The 19,792-nt window shown below is 65.6% G+C and carries 17 protein-coding genes; 7 read left to right on the forward strand and 10 right to left on the reverse strand.

Translation table 11 applies throughout. The annotated features are described in order from the left end of the window. Nucleotides 1-97: 97 nt before the first annotated feature. From HS968_RS24355 to HS968_RS24370, 4 genes are all read left to right on the forward strand, one after another. Nucleotides 98-1,057: an aliphatic sulfonate ABC transporter substrate-binding protein gene (locus HS968_RS24355; protein ID WP_182369049.1), complete on the forward strand. Its 960-nt coding sequence runs from the start codon at nucleotides 98-100 to the stop codon at nucleotides 1,055-1,057. Continuing rightward, nucleotides 1,054-2,283, forward strand: coding sequence for an acyl-CoA dehydrogenase family protein (locus tag HS968_RS24360; protein ID WP_182369051.1), 1,230 nt, complete (start codon nucleotides 1,054-1,056; stop codon nucleotides 2,281-2,283). Before HS968_RS24355 ends, HS968_RS24360 begins: the two co-directional genes overlap by 4 nt. A 103-nt stretch (nucleotides 2,284-2,386) precedes the next feature. Next, nucleotides 2,387-3,313 (forward strand): sulfurtransferase, encoded by a 927-nt coding sequence (locus tag HS968_RS24365; protein WP_119694050.1) that lies wholly within the window; start codon nucleotides 2,387-2,389, stop codon nucleotides 3,311-3,313. A 260-nt stretch (nucleotides 3,314-3,573) separates the two neighbouring features. Further along, entirely contained in the window at nucleotides 3,574-4,758 is a 1,185-nt protein-coding gene (locus HS968_RS24370) for a YeeE/YedE thiosulfate transporter family protein (RefSeq protein ID WP_119694049.1), read from the forward strand. Nucleotides 4,759-4,892: 134 nt separating this feature from the next. On the opposite strand, the gene HS968_RS24375 is transcribed toward HS968_RS24370, so the two are convergent. Together HS968_RS24375 and HS968_RS24380 are read right to left on the reverse strand one after the other, a co-directional pair. Further along, nucleotides 4,893-6,134, reverse strand: a complete 1,242-nt coding sequence (locus tag HS968_RS24375; RefSeq protein WP_182369054.1) for an MFS transporter — start codon at nucleotides 6,132-6,134, stop codon at nucleotides 4,893-4,895. 219 nt (nucleotides 6,135-6,353) lie between these two features. Then, on the reverse strand, nucleotides 6,354-6,638 hold the full coding sequence (locus tag HS968_RS24380) for a hypothetical protein (protein WP_119694047.1): 285 nt from the start codon (nucleotides 6,636-6,638) through the stop codon (nucleotides 6,354-6,356). A 175-nt stretch (nucleotides 6,639-6,813) separates the two neighbouring features. Here HS968_RS24380 and HS968_RS24385 point away from each other — a divergent pair, with 175 nt between their 5' ends. Next, nucleotides 6,814-7,443, forward strand: coding sequence for a class I SAM-dependent methyltransferase (locus tag HS968_RS24385; RefSeq protein WP_182369056.1), 630 nt, complete (start codon nucleotides 6,814-6,816; stop codon nucleotides 7,441-7,443). Here the strand turns inward: HS968_RS24385 and HS968_RS24390 are convergent. After that, nucleotides 7,440-8,657: an MFS transporter gene (locus HS968_RS24390; protein WP_182369058.1), complete on the reverse strand. Its 1,218-nt coding sequence runs from the start codon at nucleotides 8,655-8,657 to the stop codon at nucleotides 7,440-7,442. The two genes, HS968_RS24385 and HS968_RS24390, sit on opposite strands and share 4 nt — an antisense overlap. Nucleotides 8,658-8,761: 104 nt before the next feature. Between HS968_RS24390 and HS968_RS24395 the strand changes: the two genes are divergently transcribed. Continuing rightward, on the forward strand, nucleotides 8,762-9,535 hold the full coding sequence (locus tag HS968_RS24395; RefSeq protein WP_182369060.1) for an AraC family transcriptional regulator: 774 nt from the start codon (nucleotides 8,762-8,764) through the stop codon (nucleotides 9,533-9,535). A gap of 280 nt (nucleotides 9,536-9,815) precedes the next feature. Here HS968_RS24395 and HS968_RS24400 read toward each other — a convergent pair whose 3' ends face one another. Further along, nucleotides 9,816-10,727, reverse strand: coding sequence for a LysR family transcriptional regulator (locus HS968_RS24400; protein ID WP_182369062.1), 912 nt, complete (start codon nucleotides 10,725-10,727; stop codon nucleotides 9,816-9,818). Nucleotides 10,728-10,830: 103 nt separating this feature from the next. On the opposite strand from HS968_RS24400, the gene HS968_RS24405 reads away from it, so the two are divergent. Next, nucleotides 10,831-11,760, forward strand: a complete 930-nt coding sequence (locus HS968_RS24405; RefSeq protein WP_182369064.1) for a DMT family transporter — start codon at nucleotides 10,831-10,833, stop codon at nucleotides 11,758-11,760. Between the two features lie 7 nt (nucleotides 11,761-11,767). Here HS968_RS24405 and HS968_RS24410 read toward each other — a convergent pair whose 3' ends face one another. The 6 genes from HS968_RS24410 to HS968_RS24435 form a co-directional block, all read right to left on the reverse strand. After that, nucleotides 11,768-13,357: a GMC family oxidoreductase gene (locus HS968_RS24410; RefSeq protein ID WP_182369066.1), complete on the reverse strand. Its 1,590-nt coding sequence runs from the start codon at nucleotides 13,355-13,357 to the stop codon at nucleotides 11,768-11,770. 179 nt (nucleotides 13,358-13,536) lie between these two features. After that, on the reverse strand, nucleotides 13,537-14,370 hold the full coding sequence (locus HS968_RS24415; RefSeq protein ID WP_182369068.1) for an ABC transporter ATP-binding protein: 834 nt from the start codon (nucleotides 14,368-14,370) through the stop codon (nucleotides 13,537-13,539). Next, the gene (locus HS968_RS24420; RefSeq protein ID WP_182369070.1) at nucleotides 14,358-15,161 is read right to left on the reverse strand and encodes an ABC transporter permease; all 804 of its coding nucleotides are present in this window, start codon (nucleotides 15,159-15,161) and stop codon (nucleotides 14,358-14,360) included. The genes HS968_RS24415 and HS968_RS24420 overlap by 13 nt, the downstream gene beginning before the upstream one ends. A gap of 123 nt (nucleotides 15,162-15,284) precedes the next feature. Next, the gene (locus HS968_RS24425; protein WP_182369071.1) at nucleotides 15,285-16,271 is read right to left on the reverse strand and encodes an ABC transporter substrate-binding protein; all 987 of its coding nucleotides are present in this window, start codon (nucleotides 16,269-16,271) and stop codon (nucleotides 15,285-15,287) included. A 218-nt stretch (nucleotides 16,272-16,489) separates the two neighbouring features. Next, nucleotides 16,490-17,863, reverse strand: coding sequence for an aspartate aminotransferase family protein (locus HS968_RS24430; RefSeq protein WP_182369073.1), 1,374 nt, complete (start codon nucleotides 17,861-17,863; stop codon nucleotides 16,490-16,492). Between the two features lie 123 nt (nucleotides 17,864-17,986). Beyond that, nucleotides 17,987-19,480, reverse strand: coding sequence for an aldehyde dehydrogenase (locus tag HS968_RS24435; RefSeq protein WP_182369075.1), 1,494 nt, complete (start codon nucleotides 19,478-19,480; stop codon nucleotides 17,987-17,989). Nucleotides 19,481-19,792: the final 312 nt, after the last annotated feature.

The raw sequence follows: 19,792 nt of genomic DNA on the forward strand, positions 1-19,792 counted from the left end.
TCTCTCCACCGGATCACCGGACTTCTTTCCCCCAACACTGAAGTACGCGTGATCCGCCGCACCCCATGGCCGGCACGTGTTCGTATAGAGAGCCGCCATGTCCAAGACCCATTCCAAGCGCAGCACACTGATCGCCGCCTCTCTTGCCATCGGCCTGCTCGTCGCTCCGTTCACCGAGGCTGCCGAGCAACTGCGCATCGGCTACCAGAAGTCCTCCACGCTGATCAGCCTGCTGAAGAGCCAGGGCACCCTGGAAAAAGCCCTGGCCAATCAGGACATCACCGTCAGCTGGCACGAATTCCCCAACGGCCAGCCGCTGCTGGAGGCACTCAACGTCGGCAACATCGACCTGTCCGCCGATGTCGCCGACACCGTGCCGGTGTTCGCCCAGGCCGCCGGCGCCGACCTCGCCTATTTCGCCCAGGAAGCGCCCTCCCCCAGCGCCCAGGCGATCATCGTGCGCGAGGATTCGCCGATCAAAGCCCTGGCCGACCTCAAGGGCAAGAAAGTTGCCGTGACCAAGGCAGCCGGCGTGCACTACCTGCTGATCGCCGCGCTGAACAAGGCTGGCCTGAAGTTCAGCGACATCGAACCCGCCTACCTGACCCCGGCCGACGGCCGCGCCGCCTTCGAAAACCGCAAGGTAGACGCCTGGGTCACCTGGGAGCCCTTCCTCAGCGGCGCCCAACAACAGTTGCCAACCCGCATCCTTGCCGACGGCAAGGGCCTGGCCGACTACCAGCGTTACTACCTGACCAGCGCCACCTTCGCCAAAAGCCACCCGCAAGTGCTGCAGACCGTGTTCGCCGAGCTGGTGAAGACCGGCGACTGGCTGCGCGCCAACCCGCGCCAGGCCGCTGAAATCCTCGGCCCGCTGTGGGGCAATCTCGACCCGGCCATCGTCGAGAAGGCCAACGCCAAACGCAGCTATCAGGTGCGCCTGGTACAGCCGGACAGCCTCGCCGAGCAGCAGAAGATCGCCGATGCCTTCTACGGCGCCAGCCTGCTGCCAACCTCGGTGGATGCACGCGAAGTGAGTATCTGGAGCCCGCAATGAGCCTTGAGGCCCGCCTGCATCCCAGCCTGCGCGACGAACCGCTGTTCGCCGCGCACCTGTTCCCCGTGGACTTCGGCAGCCGCACGGCCAAGGTCGAGCGCCTGGCCAGGCGCCTGGCGGCCAGCGCGGTGGAACGGGACAGGACAGGCGGCAGCCCGCAGGCCGAGCGCGAACTGCTGCGCGACAGCGGCCTGCTGACCCTGGCCGTGCCGCAGCAGTACGGTGGCCAGGGCGTGGCCTGGCCGGAGATCTACCGCATCACCCGTTACCTGGCGGCGGTGGACAGCTCGCTGGCCCACCTTTTCGCCTTTCAGCACCTGCAAGTGGCCACCCTCCTGCTGTTCGGCAACCCCGATCAGCAGCGCCACTGGTTGACGCGCACGGTGCAGGAGCGCTGGTTCTGGGGCAACGCCACCAACGGTCGCGACAACGGCCTGACGCTCGCCCCGCGCGAGGAACATTACGAGCTCAATGGCAGCAAGTCGTTCTGCTCCGGTGCGCTTGGCGCAGACGCGCTGGTGATCGGCGTGCAGCGCAGCAAGAAGCCGGAAGACCGTGTATTCATCGTCCTGCCCAGCCAACGCGAAGGGCTGGCGGTGAACAGCGACTGGGATGGTTTCGGCCAACGCCAGACCGACAGCGGCACGGTGCAGTTCGAGCAGGTATTCGTCGACGCCAGCGAGCTGCTCGGCCCGGTCGGCCCCAGCCCACGCACCACCCTGCGCGCCTGCCTGTCGCAACTGATCCTCACCCAGCTCTACCTGGGTAACGCCCAGGGCGCGCTGGACGCAGCGCTGCGTTACACCCGCGAACAGAGCCGCGCCTGGCCAGCATCGGGCGTGGCCAATGCCAGCGACGATCCATTCATCCAGCAGCGCTACGGCGAGCTGTGGCTGCGCTACCGCAGCGCCCTGCCCCTGGCCGAACACGCCGCCCAGCGCCTGCAAACAGCCTGGGAAAAACCGGCACTGACCGCCGCCGAACGCGCCGAAGTGGCGCTGGCCATCAGCGAGGCCAAGGTGGTGGCGGTGCGCGCCGCCCTCGATATCACCAGCCAGATCTTCGAAACCATGGGCGCCCGCGCCACCAGTTCGCGCTACGGCTTCGACCGTTTCTGGCGCAACGTGCGCGTGCACAGCCTGCACGATCCCATCGACTACAAGGTGCGCGACCTCGGGCACTGGCTGCTCAGCAGCCAGGGCCCGCAACCGTCGCTCTACAGCTGACAAGGAGGTTAACGCCACAGGAACCATGCAAGGACATCACGACGTTCCACAGCGATGAAGGCGGCTCCGCCGCACAACTGCCAACTCTCAAGAGGTCGCAACCATGACGATCAAGACCCTTCTCGGTGCCAGCCTGCTGGCCGCCGCCACTCTGCTGCAAACGGTCACGGCGCATGCCGCCAGCGAATACCTGGTCAGCACCGACTGGCTGGAAAAGAACCTGAAAGACCCCAAGGTACGCATCATCGAAGTCAGTGTGGTGCCCGGCGTCTATGAACGCGGGCATATCCCCGGTGCGGTGAATTTCGCCTGGCACAGCGATCTGGTCGACCCGGTACGCCGTGACATCGCCAGCCAGGAGGCCTTCCAGCAACTGCTGCGCAAGGCCGGGGTGAATGACGACAGCACCACCATTCTCTACGGCGACAACAACAACTGGTTCGCCGCCTGGGGCGCCTGGGTGTTCGACGTGTACGGCGTCGATAACGTCAAGCTGCTCGATGGTGGTCGCGCCAAATGGGAGGCCGAAGGCCGCACCCTGGACAGCCGCGCCAGCACGCCGAAAGCCGGTAACGTAACGGTGCAGGCCGCCAACAAGGATCTGCGCGCCTTCCTCCCGGACGTACTCGCCGCCGCCGAGAAACGCAGCGACGTGCAGTTGGTGGATATCCGTTCGCCGGATGAATACAACGGCAAGGTCTTCGCCCCGCAGGGCGTGCAGGAGCTGGCCGTACGTGCCGGCCACGTGCCCGGCGCGGTGAACGTGCCCTGGGGCCAGGCGGTAGCCGCCGACGGCACCTTCAAATCGGCTGAGGAGCTGAAGAAGGTCTACGGCGCAGTAGGTATCGATGGCAGCAAGCCGATCATCACCTACTGCCGCATCGGCGAGCGCTCCAGCCACACCTGGTTCGCCCTGAAGAAAATCCTCGGCTACGACGTGCGCAACTACGACGGCTCCTGGACCGAGTACGGCAATGCCGTAGGCGTGCCGGTGGTGAACGTGGCGGGCACCGTCTGGGGCGGCAAGTAAACCCTCTAAGACTGCCGCCTTGCACGGATGGCTTTTGTAGGGTGTCGCGGGGTTGCCTAGGCCGCGCGCACCAATGACGGCAGCGCTGGCACTGCGGTGCGCACGGCGCACCCTACCTTGAGGCTGTTCTGTAGGAGCGGATTTATCCGCGAATTTCGCGGCTGAAGCCGCTCCTACCGAGCAAGCGTCAGTCACGCAAGACACGGCGCTGGCCTGACGCCCAGGGCCGCTTTCGTCATCACGGTCGGAAAGGACAACCCATGACCGCCAGTATTTCTTCCAATCGCGCAGCGCTGCCTATCACTTTGGCCGGCCTTCTTGCCCTCGCCCTGCTCACCTTCATCTGGCAACTTTCCGATGGCAGCAACCAGGGCCGCGCCCTCAGCTATTCGCTGGCCAGCGGCGCCTTGTTCGGCCTGTTGTTACAACGCTCACGCTTCTGCTTCTTCTGCGTCACCCGCGACTTCGTCGAACGCCGCATACCGGATGGCCTGCTCGGTCTGCTCGCCGCTCTGGCGGTAGGCACCATTGGTTATCACACGGTGTTCGGCGCCTTCCTGCCCGATCCCAGCGGTGGGCGCCTGCCACCGGATGCTCATATCGGCCCGCTGAGCTGGGTGTTGGCGCTGGCCGCCACGGTGTTCGGCCTCGGCATGGCGATCTCCGGCTCGTGCATCAGCGCGCACCTGTATCGCCTCGGCGAAGGCCACTTCGCCTCACTGGCAACGCTGGCCGGTGCACTGCTCGGTTTCGCTCTCGGTTTTCTCAGCTGGAACCCGCTGTACCTGGCCGCCCTGCAGGAAGCCCCCGTGCTCTGGCTGCCGGGCAAGCTCGGTTACGGCGGCTCGCTGCTCTTGCAACTGATCCTGCTTGGCGCGCTTGCCGCCTGGCTGCTGCGTTATCGCCAGGCGGGCACGTCAGTCGAACCCCAGGGACTGTGGTCGCTGCTGTTTGGCGCGCGTTGGCCGACCTGGGTCGGCGGCGTGCTGATCGGCGGGTTGGCGGTGCTGGCCTATTTCCGCATCGCACCGCTGGGGGTGACGGCCGAGCTGGGTAGCCTGGCGCGCACCAGCGCCGATAGCCTGGGCTGGCTACCCGAACGCCTGGAAGGACTCGACGGTTTTTCCGGGTGTGCCACGGTGGTCAAGGAAACCCTGCTGTCGAACAACGGATTGTTCGTGATTGGCCTGGTGATCGCGGCCTGGGCCAGCGCCCTGGCCGCAGGCGATTTCCGCCCCAGCGGCGGTGCGCCACGTGACTGGCTACGCGGCCTGCTCGGCGGCGTGCTACTGGGCTGGGGCAGCCTGCTGGCCCTGGGCTGCACCGTGGGTACGTTGTTGTCCGGGGTGATGGCCGGCGCGGCGTCGGGCTGGTTGTTCGGCCTGTTCTGCCTGGTCGGCACCGTGCTTGGTTTGAAGCTGCGGCCGCTGTTGCGGTTGGGGTAGTCAGGATCATCACCCGGCGCGGTGCGCACGGCGCACCCTACGGAACAAGGCAGGTTCCGTAGGAGCGGCTTCAGCCGCGAAACCTGACACCCGCGTTAGTGACCAAACCACTCCTGCCCCGGTGCCTACTCTCGCTAGCCCACCTTGCTCGGCGAAGCATCCTCGAAGCGGTCGACCTTGCGCAGGCTCTTGAAGCCGAGCATCCAGCCGCCGGTCACTAGCAGCGTACAGGCGCAACCCAGCAACGCCGCCGGCACCACGCCGAACCAGGCGGCGCTGGTGCCGGCGCGGAATTCGCCCAGCTCGTTGGAGGAACCGATGAACAGCATGTTCACTGCGTTGACCCGGCCACGCATGGCGTCCGGCGTGGAGAATTGCACCAAGGATGAGCGGATGTACATGCTCACCATATCCGCGCCGCCCGCCACCATCAGTGCAGCGAACGACAGCCAGAACAGGCTGGACAAGGCGAACACCAGGTTGGCCACACCAAACAGCGCCACCGCGCCGAACATCACCAGGCCGACATGGCGGTTGAACGGTTTCATGCTCAGGTACAGGCCAACGGACACCTCGCCGATAGCCATGGCGCTGCGCAACAGGCCGAGGCCCGTCGGCCCGACTTCCAGCACTTCCTGGGCGTAGATCGGCAGCAGCGCCACTACGCCGCCGAGCAGCACGGCGAACAGATCCAGTGAGATGGTGCCCAGGATGATCGGACGCGAACGAATGAAGCTGATCCCGGCGGTAAAACGTGCCCAAGCGGTGGACTCCAGCGCCTGCATTTTCTCGGCGTAGTGCACCGGCACCAGCGGCAACAGCGCGGCACCAGCGAGAAAGCCAACCAGGCAGGCCGAGTAGGTCAGCCCACCACCACCGATGGCATACAGGCCGCCACCGATCACCGGCCCGGAAATGGTCGCACCACGCATGATCATGCTGTTGGCGGCAATCGCCGCAGCCAGGCGCTCGCGCGGCACGATCTGCGGTAGCAGGCTCGACAGCGCCGGTCCGGTGAAGGCCCGTGCACTGCCGTAAAGAACCAGCACGCCGTAGTACCAGGTCACTGGTGCCTCGCTCTGCGACAGCCACAGCAAGGCCCCGGCACAGACAGCCTCCACCAGCCAGCTGAGCATCAGGATCAGCTTGCGGTCGAAGCGGTCGATCAAGTCGCCGGCCGGCATCAGCAGCACCAGCATCGGGATGAACTGGGCCAGGCCGACATAGGCCAGCGACAGCGGATCGCGGGTGATGTCGTAGACCTGCCAGGCGACGACGATGGCCTGGATCTGCATGGCGAACACCGCCATCAGGCGTGCAGCAAGGAACGGCAGGAAACCGGGAAGACGGTAGACGGAGACAGGGGCAGCGGACACGGCAGAAACCTCGAGGCATGACCGGCCAGTGCCGGTCGAGGTGAGCCGGCCAATCTACGACATAGCGCTGCTGCGGGGCAAACGCCCGAACAGCCTGTTGCGCAGATCGAACCCCAGGACGTGTGGAGAAATCGTAGAAGCGAAGCGTGGGAGGCACTTCATCAGCGACCAGGGCGACTCGGGGTCGCCGCTGAAGTCCCTCCCACGATCATCACCAGGCTAGACGAATGCCTGGTCGCCGAAACCACGGGGCAGACGCTGGCGGCCTGGCAAGGCGGTCAGGCGCGCCTCCCAGGAGGTACGCCAGTCGTTGACGGCGCGCGCGGCCTTCTCGCGGCGGGCGGCACGTCGAGCGGCATTGCGGGCGTTGCGGCGGGCTTCGGTGAAGACCTCGGTCTTGCGGCAATTGCGGCATTTGACCTTGGCCAACTCGGTGGTGGCAGGCAGCTTTTCACCATGAGAGCCACAGGCGAGGTGGCCAGAGACTTTGTAGTGCGTAACCATCGCGTTATCTCCTTGATTGTGGGCGCCCGACTACAGCCAGCCGGTCTACGCCCCTCAGGAAATGGGACTGTGCAAGCGGTACGCGGGTTCATTGGCTGCCGACCAAATGGCATGTCGCCCCTGGCCGTGCACATCACCAAGCGGTTTTAATGCGCTCTTTTACCGGAACCCCACCATGCCCCTGAGCCCCGACGAACTCGCGCAGATCAGCGCCCTCACCCTGGCCCACTACCAGAGCAGCGCCGAGGACTTTCGCGAGGGCACACGCGACCATGACGTGAGCCAGAACATCGCCGCGCTGCTGCGTCATATCGAAGGCGAGAAGCCCTGGCGCATCCTCGATTTCGGCTGCGGGCCGGGACGTGACCTGCGCACGTTCAGCGGGCTTGGTCACGAAGCCGTCGGCCTGGATGGCTGCGCCGAGTTCGTCGCCATGGCGCGCGCCGACAGCGGCTGCGAGGTGTGGCAACAGAGCTTTCTCGAACTGGATCTGCCGGCCGGGCATTTCGACGGCATTTTCGCCAACGCCAGCCTGTTCCATGTGCCGGATCAGGAGCTACCGCGCGTACTCGGCGAGCTGCATGCAGCGCTCAAGGCTGGCGGCGTGCTGTTCAGCTCCAACCCGCGCGGCGACAACCAGGAGGGCTGGAGCGGCCCGCGCTATGGCAGCTACCACGACCTCGAACGCTGGCGCGCGCGGCTCACAGCGGCCGGCTTCGTCGAACTGGAACACTACTACCGCCCCGCCGGCCTACCACGTGACCAGCAGCCCTGGCTGGCCAGCGTGTGGCGGCGTGTGGGTTAACGCGCCTTCAACGACGGCAACAGCGCGGTGAGGATGCCCAGCAGCGGCAGGAAGGAGCAGATCAGGAACACCTCCTCGATGCCGTGAATGTCCGCGAGGTAACCGAGCAGCGCCCCGCCGATGCCGCCGAAGCCGAACATCAGGCCGAAGAACAGTCCGGCGATCATGCCGACGTTGCCCGGCATCAGCTCCTGAGCGAAGACCACGATGGCGGAGAATGCCGAGGCGAGGATGAAGCCGATCACCATGCTCAGCACGCCTGTCCAGAACAGGTCGACCTGCGGCAGCAGCAGGGAGAACGGCGCCACGCCGAGGATGGAGAACCAGATCACCTGCTTGCGCCCGATGCGGTCGCCGATCGGCCCGCCGAAGAAGGTGCCGGCCGCCACCGCGCCGAGGAACAGGAACAGATAGAGCTGCGAGCTGGCCACCGACAGGTCGAACTTCTCGATCAGGAAGAAGGTGAAGTAGCTGGTGAAGCTGGCCATGTAGAAGTACTTGGAGAACACCAGCAGCGCCAGGATCAGCAGGGCGAACTTCACCCGCCCGGCCGACAGGCCATGGGTGGCCACACCGCCCTGCTTGAGCTTGAACAGCGTCAGGTGGTGGCGATACCAGCGGCTCAGGCCGTACAGCACGACGATGGCGAAGGCGGCGAACAGGCCGAACCAGGCGACGTTGCCCTGGCCGTAGGGAATGATGATCGCCGCCGCCAGCAGCGGGCCGAAGGCGGTGCCGGCATTACCGCCGACCTGGAAGGTGGACTGCGCCAGACCGTAGCGCCCGCCCGAGGCCAGGCGAGCGATGCGCGACGCCTCGGGGTGGAAGGTCGAGGAGCCGATGCCCACCAGCGCCGAGGCAAGGAGGATCGCCGGGAAGCTGCCGACGAAGGCCAACATGAGAATGCCGACCAGAGTGCACAACGAGCCAGCCGGCAGCAGCCAGGGCTTGGGGTGGCGGTCGGTGTGATAGCCCACCCAGGGCTGCAGCAGCGAGGCGGTGAGCTGGAAGGTCAGGGTGATCAGGCCGATCTGGGCGAAGCTCAGGCCGTAGTTGAGCTTGAGCATCGGGTAGATGGCGGGCAACACCGCCTGGATCAGGTCATTGATCAGGTGCGCCAGGGCGCAGGCGCCGATCACGCGCATCACCAGAGGGCTGGCCTGGCTGACGGGCGAGGCACCGGCCAGGGAGGTAGCGGCAGGACTGCTGGACATGCTTGAAGCTTCCGAACGAGGTGAAGAACGGCGCTATGCTAGGCTCCGCCCAATCGCCTGTCTCACGAAGATAGGGAAACAACCCTCGCAAAAAAGGCATCCCCATGCGCTTACCTGACAAACTGTTGGCCGAGATCGATGCATCGCCCTGGCTGGTCAGCAGCAGCGCCACCGATTACCCGGTCAACGCCGTCATCGAGCCGCACTCGCACCGCAACAAGCACCAGCTGATCTACGCCATTTCCGGGGTGATGGTGGTGACTTCAGCGATGAACCAGTGGACGGTGCCGCCGAGCCGCGGCATCTGGATGCCGAGCGGCCAGGTGCATGCGATCCGCTGCGTCGGCAGCGTGAAGATGCGCAGCATGTTCGTGCGCCCCGACAGCCTGCCGGACATGCCCGCCGAGTGCCGTGCCGTGGCCATTTCGCCGCTATTGAGCGAGCTGATTCGCGCCGCCGTGGACATCACCCAGCCCTACGCCGAGGACTCGCGCGAGGCGCGGGTGATGCGTTTGATCATCGATGAGCTGCGCATCCTGCCGACCCTGCCGCTGCACCTGCCGCAGCCAGCCGACCCGCGCCTGCTGCCGATCTGCACGACGCTGCAGGACGATCCCGGCGACGCCTCCACCCTGGCCGACTGGAGTACCCGCCTGTGCCTGGACGAGAAGACCATCCAGCGCCTGTTTCAGAAAGGCACCGGCATGACCTTCGGCCAGTGGCGCCAGCAGGCGCGCCTGTTGCTGGCCCTGGAGCGCATCGCCCTGGGCGAGAAGATCATCGACATCGCCGGGGAACTGGGCTACGACAGCCCCAGCGCCTTCACCACCATGTTCAAGAAGCAGTTCGGCCTGACACCTAGCCAGTTTTTCAAGTGATATGTGGTGGGAGTGCTGGTGCGAGGCTATCGCGGCTGAAGCCGCTCCTACACTGCAAGCGTCAACACCGGAGCGCAGCCGTTCAACCACGCACTGTAGGAGCCGCTTCAGCGGCGATCCTTTGTCGATGGCTACAGGAGGTAACGCAACGCGGAATGCCCGAGCCGAAAGCCCCTCCCACACTGCATGCATCAACACCAGAGCGCAGACTGTCAGGCAATACACCGTGGGAGGCGCTTTAGCGGCGAGCGGTTCTCTCGCGGCTGAAGCCGCTCCTACGTCACGTGCCCAGGTTGTCGCCGGATGACCGCTCGGGCGAGAGGTAGCTGACCAGTAGCCGCGCATGGGATGACAGCGCCTCCCAGCTGCGCACGCACAGACGCAATTCGCGGGTGGCCCAGACGTCTTCGAGCATCACCACCGCTACCGGCAGTTCCTGGGCGAAGCGGGTCGCGGCGACCTCGGGCAGCATGGATACGCCAACGCTCTGTGCCACCAGTTGGGCGATGGCGTCGAAGCTCGGCGCACGCACCCGCACCTTGAGCGGCAAGGCATTGCGCACCGCCATGTATTCGATGAAACGCTGCATCGCGCGTTCGGCCGGCAGGCAGACGAAGGGGTAGTTGAGCGCATCACGCAGCGAGGCCGCACGCTGGCCGATCAGCGCATGCCCGTGCGGTACCAGCATCACCAGGCGGTCGTTGCGAAACGGCAGCGACAGGAGTTCATCGGTGGGCAGGTTGCCGTCGTACACCCCGATATCGATGGCGCCCTCCCGCACTGCCCTCAGCACCGCCTTGCTGCCCTGCTCGGCCAGTTGCAGATCCACTTCCGGGTAGTCGGCCAGAAAAGGCCCGAGCGCCGCCGGCAGGAAGGTGCTGTTGGCCACGGTGGACGCGCCCAGGCGCAGGGTGATGCGCCGCTCGCCCTTGAGTTCCTCGACGGTCTGGGTGAGCAAACGGGCCTCTCTCAGCACGCCCTGGCAGGCTTCCAGTACCAGGCGCCCGGCCGGCGTCGGAGTCATGCCGTCGCTGCTGCGCACGAACAGCGTCAACCCGCAGCGCTCCTCGAACAGGCGCAGACGGGTGCTAGCCGCCGACACCGCGACGGGAAAGGTCGCCGCCGCCTTGCTCAGGCTGCCGGTGGCGGCAATCGCCACGATCAGGCGCAGGTCGGGCAGGTCGAAATGCATAGAGCCTTCTCCAAATCAGAACGCTATCTTCGTGAAATTGCGATTCTTGCCAATTTGTTTTCCATCCAGAATAACAGCTCACTCCCCTGTCGTAGCCTTGCTCATGAATGCCATGACCGCCTCGTACCGCCACAGCCTGGACAACGGCGTGCTGTTCGCCGTGCTCTCGGCCACCGGTTTCAGCCTGAAAGCCATCTTCGTCAAACTCAGCTATGCCGCCGCACCGGTGGACGCCATCACCGTGCTGAGCCTGCGCATGGGCCTGGCGCTGCCGCTGTTCGCCTGGCTGCTGTGGCTGAGCCGGAGCACCGGGCAAACGCGCTTGTCGGCGAAGGACTGGGCGCACGTTCTGCTGCTGGGAATGCTCGGTTACTACCTGTCGAGCCTGTTCGACTTCTACGGCCTGCAGTACATCAGCGCCGGGCTGGAGCGGCTGATCCTGTTCACCTACCCAACGCTGGTGCTGCTGTTGCAGATGCTGGCGATGGGTGAGCGACCCGGCCCGCGCACCTTCCTCGCCCTTGGTCTGTGTTACCTGGGCCTGAGCATCGCCCTGGTGCATGACATCCGCGTGGAAGGCGACAGCGAGCAGATCCTGCTGGGCGCCGCCTGGGTGTTCGCCAGCGCGGTGACCTATGCCCTGTACTACCTGGGTACCGGCGTGGTGATCCGCCGGGTCGGCTCGATGCGCCTGGCGGGGCTGGCTGGCGGTTCCTCGGCGATCATGGTGCTGGTCCACTACGCCATCAGCGGTGACCCGACGCAACTGGCGAGCCTGCCGGGCGAAGTGTGGCTGTACGGCGCGCTGATGGCGCTGCTGTCGACGGTGCTGCCGATCTACTGGCTGGCCCTGGCCGTGCAGCGCATGGGCGCCAGCCATGCCGCCATGTTCGGCAACCTCGGCCCGGTGCTGACGCTGTTCGCCGCCTGGGTGCTGCTCGGCGAGGCCATCACCCTGTACCAGATCGCCGGCCTGGCGCTGGTGCTGCTGGGCGTCTCGCGCCTGTCTTCAGGCAAGCGCAAGACAGCCTGAGCTGGGCTCAGCCCTGACGGATCAGATCGGCCGCCTTCTCGCCGATCATGATGCACGGCGCGTTGGTGTTGCCGCTGATCAGCGTCGGCATGATCGAAGCGTCGGCCACGCGCAGGTTGGCCACGCCGCGCACCTTCAGCTCGGGCGTGACCACTGCCGCGTCGTCGCTGCCCATCTTGCAGGTGCCCACCGGGTGGAACACGGTGGCAGCCTTCTCGCGCAGGTGCGCCAGCAGTTCCTCGTCGCTCTGTACCTGCGGGCCGGGCAGCATCTCCGCGCCACGGATATCGGCGAACTGCGGCTGGGCGAGGATGCGCCGCGCCAGCTTGACCCCTTCCACCAGCACGCGGGCGTCCTGCTCGTCGCTGAAGAAGTTGAAGTCGATGCTCAGGCTGCGGCCTTCGCCCAGGCGCACTTCGCCGATGCTCTTCGGCCGCAGCACGCAGGTGTGGATGGCGTAGCCGTGGCCCCACTCGAACAGGCGACCGCGATGGCTGCGGTAGCCGGGCACGAAGTGCATCTGCACGTCGGGCAGATCGCCAGCCAGCGGCGTGCGGGCGAAGCCGCCGGCCTCGACGTAGTTGGTGGTCAGCCAGCCCATCTTCTGCGCCAGGTACTTGAACGGCGAGGCGATGATCTTCGGCAGCGCGCCGACGGAAAAACCCAGCGACAGCGGGCTCTTCGAGCGCACGGTGAGGGTGCCGTCGATGTGATCCTGCAGGTTCTTGCCGACGCCGGGCAGGTCGACCTTGCAGGCCACGCCGGCCGCCTCCAGCTCGGTCTTCGGACCGATGCCGGATTTCAGCAGGATATGCGGCGAACCCAGCGCGCCGGCGCAGAGGATGGTTTCACGGGTGCACTGCAGGGTGCGCCACTGGCCGTTCTGGCGCAGCTCCAGGCCAGTGACGCGCTCGCCATCGAGCAGCAGGCGCTCCACTTCGCAGCCGGTGAGCACGACGAGGTTGTCGCGTTTACGCACCGGGGCGACGAAGGCGCGGTAGCTGGAAAGGCGCCGGGCGTTCTTCTGGGTGAGGTTGTAGAGGCCGACGCCTTCCAGGCTGCCGCCGTTGAAGTCGTCGTTGCGCTTGAGGCCGATCTGCTCGGCGGCGCGGATGTAGCGCTCGGACAGCGGGTTGGGATCGCGTGGTTTGTCCACCAGCAATTCGCCCTGGGTGCCGTGGTAGTGCAGCGACTGGCCCAGGCAGTTGCCTTCGGATTTCTTGAAGTACGGCAGCACGTCATTCCAGCCCCAGCCAGGGCAGCCGGCGGCCTCCCAGCGGTCGTAGTCGCTGGCATCGCCACGGATGTAGATCATGCTGTTCATCGAGCTGGAACCGCCGAGGGCCTTGCCGCGCGGGGTATGCAGACGGCGCCCGGCGAGGTGCTTCTGCGGCGCGGAGAAGTAGTTCCAGCTGAATACCTTGCTCTTGTACAGGGTAATGGTGCCGGCCGGTATCTGTACACGCGGGCTGGCATCGCTGCCGCCGGCCTCGATCAGGCACACGCGCACGGCGGGGTCGGCGCTCAGGCGGTTGGCCAGCACGCAGCCGGCCGAACCGGCACCGACGATCAGGTAATCGTATGAGTCTTCTGTCATGGAAACCTCCGAAGGGGGCACTGAGTCCCCGCTGGCGCGAGGAAAACGGAGCTCTGCGTCCTCCCTGCAACGCTGTTCAGTAGGGCGGGTGGAACCCGCGAGGGGCGGCCAGGAGAGCAACGCGGGTTACACCCGCCCTACGCAATGGCCGCCACAGGATGCGATCCAGGTCGGCAGCCTCAATGCACCTCTTCCAGGTCGTCGTGCAGCAGGCCGAGGATGTGCCGTTTCATGCGGATGAACTCGGGCTCCATGACCACGTCGAGGTTGCGCGGGCGTTCGATGGGCACGTCGAGGATTTCCTTGATGCGCCCCGGGCGCGCGCCCATCACGTAGATGCGGTCGGCGAGCAGGATGGCTTCGTCGATGTCGTGGGTGACGAACACCACGGTCTTCTTGCTGTTGCCCCACACCTGCAGCAGCAGTTGCTGCATCTGCAGACGGGTCTGGCTGTCGAGGGCACCGAAGGGTTCGTCCATCAGCAGAATCTGCGGGTCGTTGGCCAGCGCACGGGCGATGGCCACACGCTGCATCATGCCGCCGGAAAGCTGCTTGGGGTAATGCTCGGCGAACTTCGCCAGGCCCACCTCATTCAGGTAGAACTCGACGATGGTGCGAATCTCGCTGGCCTCCAGCTTGCGTCGCTTGAGGCCGAACTCGATGTTCTGGCGCACGGTGAGCCAGGGGAACAGGGTGTAGCCCTGGAACACCATGCCGCGGTCGGCGCCAGGACCTTCGACCTTCTGCCCGCCGACGTAGATCTCGCCTTCGGTGGGTTCGTTGAGGCCGGCGGTGAGGTAGAGCAGGCTCGACTTGCCGCAGCCGGAAGGGCCGACGATCACCGCGAACTGCTGATCCGGCACTTCGAAGGAAACGCGGTCGAGCGCAGTGAAGGTTTCGCCCTTGGGCGACTGGTAGCGCAGGCTGACGTTGTCCACCTTGAGCCGCGCGGCGACCTCGGCGTACTCGCTGAGCGCCGGCATGATGTAGGGTTTCTTGGCTACTGCGCCCATGCGGCAATCCTCAGTCGAAGCAGACGGAACAGTTGATCGGTGATCAGCCCGAGCAGGCCGATGATGGCAATGGCGAGGAAGATCACATCCACCTGGAAGCCGCGCATGGCCTTCAGGCTGATGTAGCCAAGGCCGCTGCTGGCAGCGACCAGTTCAGCCACCACCAGATACGTCCAGGCCCAGCCCATGGTCACCCGCAGGGTGTCGAGGATGCCCGGCAAGGAGGCCGGACCGAGTACGTGCAGCACCACGTCGCGGCGGCTGGCGCCGAGGGTGTAGCTGGCGTTGAGCAGGTCACGCGAGACGCCCTTGGAGACGTCGGCGACCATCACCAGTTGCTGGAAGAACACGCCGAAGATGATCACCGCCACGCGCTGTTCCAGGCCGATGCCGATCCACAGGATGAACAGCGGCACGAAGCTGGTCACCGGCAGGTAGCGGATGAAGTTCACCAGCGGTTCGAGAAAGGCCTGGACGATACGAAAGCTGCCCATCAGCAGGCCCAGCGGCACCGACACCAGCGACGACACGACGAAGCCGATCAGCACCACTTCCAGGCTGGCCAGCACATGCTTGCTCAGGGTGCCGTCGCCGGCCAGACGCACGCCGGCGGCGATCACATCGCCCGGCGTCGGCAGGAACATCGACGGCACCACGCCGCCATAGGACAGCAGGGCCCACAGGCCCAGCACCAGCAGCCAGCACAGGCTGCTGGCGCCCAGCACCAGGCCGCCGGGCAAGTCGACTTTGGGGGTCAGGCAGCGCTGCACCCAGGATTTTTGCGTGGCCATGAACCACCTCGTGTTGCGAATTCTGAAAAAACCGGCAGGCCGTATGGGTTGTCGCGCCCCTTGTAGGAGCGGATTCATCCGCGAAATTCGCGGCTAAAGCCGCTCCTACAGATCAGAGGTGGCTCAAGGCGTGACGAAAGAGGTATCCACCAGATCCTCGTAGCTCACCGCGTAGGGCTTGCCCTGCAGGGTGCTCCAGGTCTCGTTGGCCAGCTTGATGATCTCGGCGATGTCGCCGGCCTTGCCGGGGGTGCCGAGCAGCTTCTCGCTCATGGCCTGGTCATAGAACTTCACGCCCTTGGCGGCCTCGGCCAGATCCTTGGGATTGGACAGGTAGCCACCGACGCCCTTGGCCATGATTTCGTAGGCCTTCTCCGGGTTCTGCTTGGTGTACTCGACCGCCTTGTACAGGCCGGCGACCAGCGCCTTGACGTCTTCTGGCTGCTTCTCGATGACGCCACAATCCAGCGCCACCACGTCGACGATCACGCCGGGTGTGGCGCTGCTGTCGACCAGCACCTTGCCGCTGCCCTTCTGCTTGACCATGGTCAGATTCGGCTCCCAGGTCACCGCCGCCGGCACGTGGCCGGCGATGAAGGCCGAGGCGGCGTCGTCGGCAGTCATGTTCTGCACTTCGATGTCGGCCATGCTCATGCCGGCCTTCTTCAGCAGGTAGCTGAGCCAGAACTGCGACACCGAACCTTCGTTGACCGCCACGGACTTACCCTTGAGGCCCTGCATGTCGGCGATGTCGTTCTGCACCACGATGCCGTCGCCACCGTGGGATTCATCCAGCGCCGCCACGGCCTTGAAGCAGAAGTCCTTGGAGCGGTACTTGAGAATTTCGTCGATGGTCGAGGCCGAGCCGGAGAGCTTGCCCGAGGCCTGCGCGGCCATGTACATCGAGGCTTCCTCGATGGTGGTCAGTTGCAGGTCGAGGCCGGCTTCCTTGAAGTAGCCGAGGTCACGGGCCAGGTACAGGGTGCCGTAGCCGACCCAGGTGGTGTGGCCGATGGACAAGGTGCCGGCCTGGGCGGTGGCGGCCATGCCGGCAGCCAGGGCGGTGCAGGCGAAGGAACGGACGATACGGTGGTGCAAGGACGATTTCATGAAGCACTCCCACAGCCTGTTGGCTCGTTATTGGTTTGCGTGGGGCAGGGATTGGCCAGTGGCCGAATTACACTTTTACGGGCTGACCTCGTTGGATCGGCGCCTGGTTCTTCGCCGCCCTCTGCGGGGCGGTTTCGGGGGCTTTTCGTAGGAGCGGCTTTAGCCGCGATTAAGGTATTTCGCGGCTAAAGCCGCTCCTACGGGTGATCGATGCCCTGTTACAGCAGATTCAGCTCACGCCCGGTGCGATCCACCGCGCGCTTGGTCTTCTCCACCAGTTCGTCCAGCTCGGCATGCGTAGCCACCAGCGCCGGCGCCATGATCATCCGGCCGAGGGTGGAGCGAATGATCAGGCCCTCGTCGAAGCCGACGGTGCGGCAGTGCCAGGCGATATCGTTCTCGTGGGCGAAGCGCTTGCGCGTGGCCTTGTCCTCGGCGAACTGCAAGGCGGCGACCAGGCCGGTGCCCTGGATATCGCCGATCAGCGGGTGACTTTCGAAGGTCTCGCGCAGCAATTTCTGCAGGTACGGCCCGGTATCAGCCTTGACCGTTTCGACGATCTTCTCGTCGCGCAGCGCGGTGAGGTTGGCGATGGCCACGGCGGCGGCCACCGGGTGGCCGGCGTAGGTCAGGCCGTGGGCGAACACGCCGCCCTCCTGCACCAGGGCGTCGGCGATGCGACCGCTGAGCACCAGGCCGCCCATGGGGATATAGCCGCTGGTCAGGCCCTTGGCGATGGTCAGGGTGTCGGGCTGGAAGCCGAAGTGCTGGTGGGCGAACCACTCGCCGGTACGGCCGAAGCCGCCGATCACTTCATCGGCGCACAGCAGCACGTCGTACTGGCGGCAGATGCGTTGCACTTCGGCCCAGTAGCTGGCCGGTGGGAAGATCATGCCGCCGGCGCCCTGGAAGGGTTCGGCAACGAAGGCGGCGACGTTCTCGGCGCCCAGTTCGAGGATCTTCGCTTCCAGCTCGCGGGCGGCCTTGAGGCCGAAGGCTTCTTCGGAAAGGTCGCCGCCCTCGGCGAACCAATAGGGCTCACCAATGTGGGCGAAGCCCGGCAGCATGCCACCCATCTCATGCATGAACCCCATGCCGCCGAGCGCGGTGCTGCCCAGGGTGGAGCCGTGGTAGCCGTTCCAGCGGCCGATCATCACGGTCTTGCTCGGCTTGCCCACCACCTGCCAGTAACGGCGCACGGTGCGGATCAGCACCTCGTTGGCCTCGGAGCCGGAGTTGGTGTAGATGGCGTGGCTGTAGTGCTTGGGCAACAGGCTGAAGAGCAGCTCGGACAGCTCCACCACGCGCGGGTGTGTGGTGTGGAAGAACAGGTTGTAGTACGGCAGCTCCTCCAACTGGCGGCTGGCGGCGGCGTTGAGGTCGGCGCGGCCATAGCCCAGCGCGGTGCACCACAGGCCGGACATGCCATCCAGATAACGCTTGCCGTCCGTGTCCCAGAGGTTCAGGCCCTGGCCCTTGGCGATCACCAGCGCGCCCTTCTCGTTGAGCGCCTTCTGGTCGAGGAAGGCATGGATATGGTGCGCCGCATCCAGTGCCTGGTATTCCTGGGTGGTGTGTTTCCGGGCAGTCATCGCAAGGTCTCCGCCAGTGGCGTGTAGGGTGCGCCGTGCGCACCGTTAATAATTTGATCAACTCCGCCTGGTGCGCACAGCGCCCCCAACGAACCGGGGCATCATCCGCTGCGCGCGGCGCCCCTACGGACGCAGCTGGAACCAGGTGGTCTTCAGTTGCGTGTACTTGTCGAACGAATGCAGCGACAGGTCGCGGCCAAAGCCGGATTGCTTGCCGCCACCGAACGGCGTGCTGACGTCCAGCGCATCGACGGTGTTGACCGACACGGTGCCGGCCTTGAGGCGACGGGCAACACGGTGGGCGCGATTGAGGTCGTCGCTCCACAGCGAGGCGGCCAAGCCGTAGACGCTGTCGTTGGCCAGGGCCACGGCCTCGGCCTCGCTGTCGAACGGCAGCACCGCCAGCACCGGACCGAAGACTTCCTCGCGGGCCAGGCGACTGTTCGGCGCCACACCGGTGAAGATGGTCGGTGCAATAAAGTTGCCCGAGCCGCCCACGGTCAGTTGCTGACCACCGCAGACCAGGCGTGCGCCGTCGGCCTGGGCATCCTTGATGAAATCCATGATGCGTGCGGTCTGCCGCGCTTCGACGATGGCGCCGGCACGACTGGCCGGGTCGAGTGGATCGCCAGGCAGCCAGTCGCGCGCCTTGGCCTGCAAGCGCTCGACGAATTCATCGTGGATCGAACGCTGCACCAGCAGGCGCGAGTTGGCCGAGCACACCTCGCCCTGGTTGAAGAAGATGCCGAAGGCGGCCTTCTCGGCGGCCAGGTCGAGATCCTGGCAATCGGCGAACACCAGGTTGGCGCTCTTGCCGCCGCACTCCAGCCACACCTGCTTGAGGTTGGACTGCGCCGAATAACCCATGAAGTATTTGCCCACCTCGGTGGAGCCGGTGAAGGCCAGGCAGTCGACGTCCATATGCAGGCCAAGGGCCTTGCCGGCGCTCTCGCCGAGGCCCGGCACCACGTTCAGCACGCCCTCTGGCAGCCCGGCCTCCAGCGCCAGCTCGGCCAGGCGCAGGGCGGAGAACGGTGACTGCTCGGCGGGCTTGAGCACCACCGAGTTGCCGGCGGCCAGGGCCGGCGCCAGCTTCCAGGCGGCCATGTCCAGCGGGAAATTCCACGGCACCACGGCAGCGACCACGCCCAGCGCTTCGCGGGTGATGGTGGCGAGCACGTTGCGTGCACTGGGCGCAACTTCGTCGTAGAGCTTGTCGAGGCTCTCGGCGTACCAGCGGAATACGCCAGCAGCGCCGGGCACGTCGATGTTCCAGGCATCCATCACCGGCTTGCCCATGTTCAGCGAATCGAGCAGTGCCAGCTCATCACGATTGGCCAGGATCAGCTCGGCCAGGCGCAGCAGCACCTGCTTGCGCTCGGTGGGGGTACGTTGCGACCAGACGCCGGCTTCGAAGGCCTGGCGGGCGCTGCTCACGGCCAGTTCGACCTCGGCCTCGCCACAGGCAGCAACCTGTGCCAGCACCTGGCCGGTGGCCGGGTTGATGGTCGCGAAGGTGGCGCCGGACTGCGCCGCCACACGGCGACCACCGATGATGGCCTGTTCGATGAAGGCTTGCTGCCGGGCGCGTTGCTGCCAGTCGCTGAGTTCGTACACCACTGTCCCCTTCTGCCGTTTGGCGATTGCGGAACCGATGGTGGCGCAAGCCCGAAAATAGGAAAAATATTAAAAATGTCGCCGGGACATACGAAAAAGATGGTCACACCCGCACCAAGACAGTGCAGCCCGCCAACTCCTTGTGCAAATACCCGACGACGCGCCGCCAAGCCGCGCCACGCCTGACGCGAAGCACACCCAACAGCCCCACACCACGCACCATTTCAGCCCGCACTGCGAGCTGTAGGGTGGGCTTCAGCCCACCACAACACGCACACACTCGCGAACCGCACCGAGTACGACTCTTGCAAG

It is taken from the genome of Pseudomonas berkeleyensis (assembly GCF_014109765.1).
Lineage (GTDB): Bacteria > Pseudomonadota > Gammaproteobacteria > Pseudomonadales > Pseudomonadaceae > Aquipseudomonas > Aquipseudomonas berkeleyensis.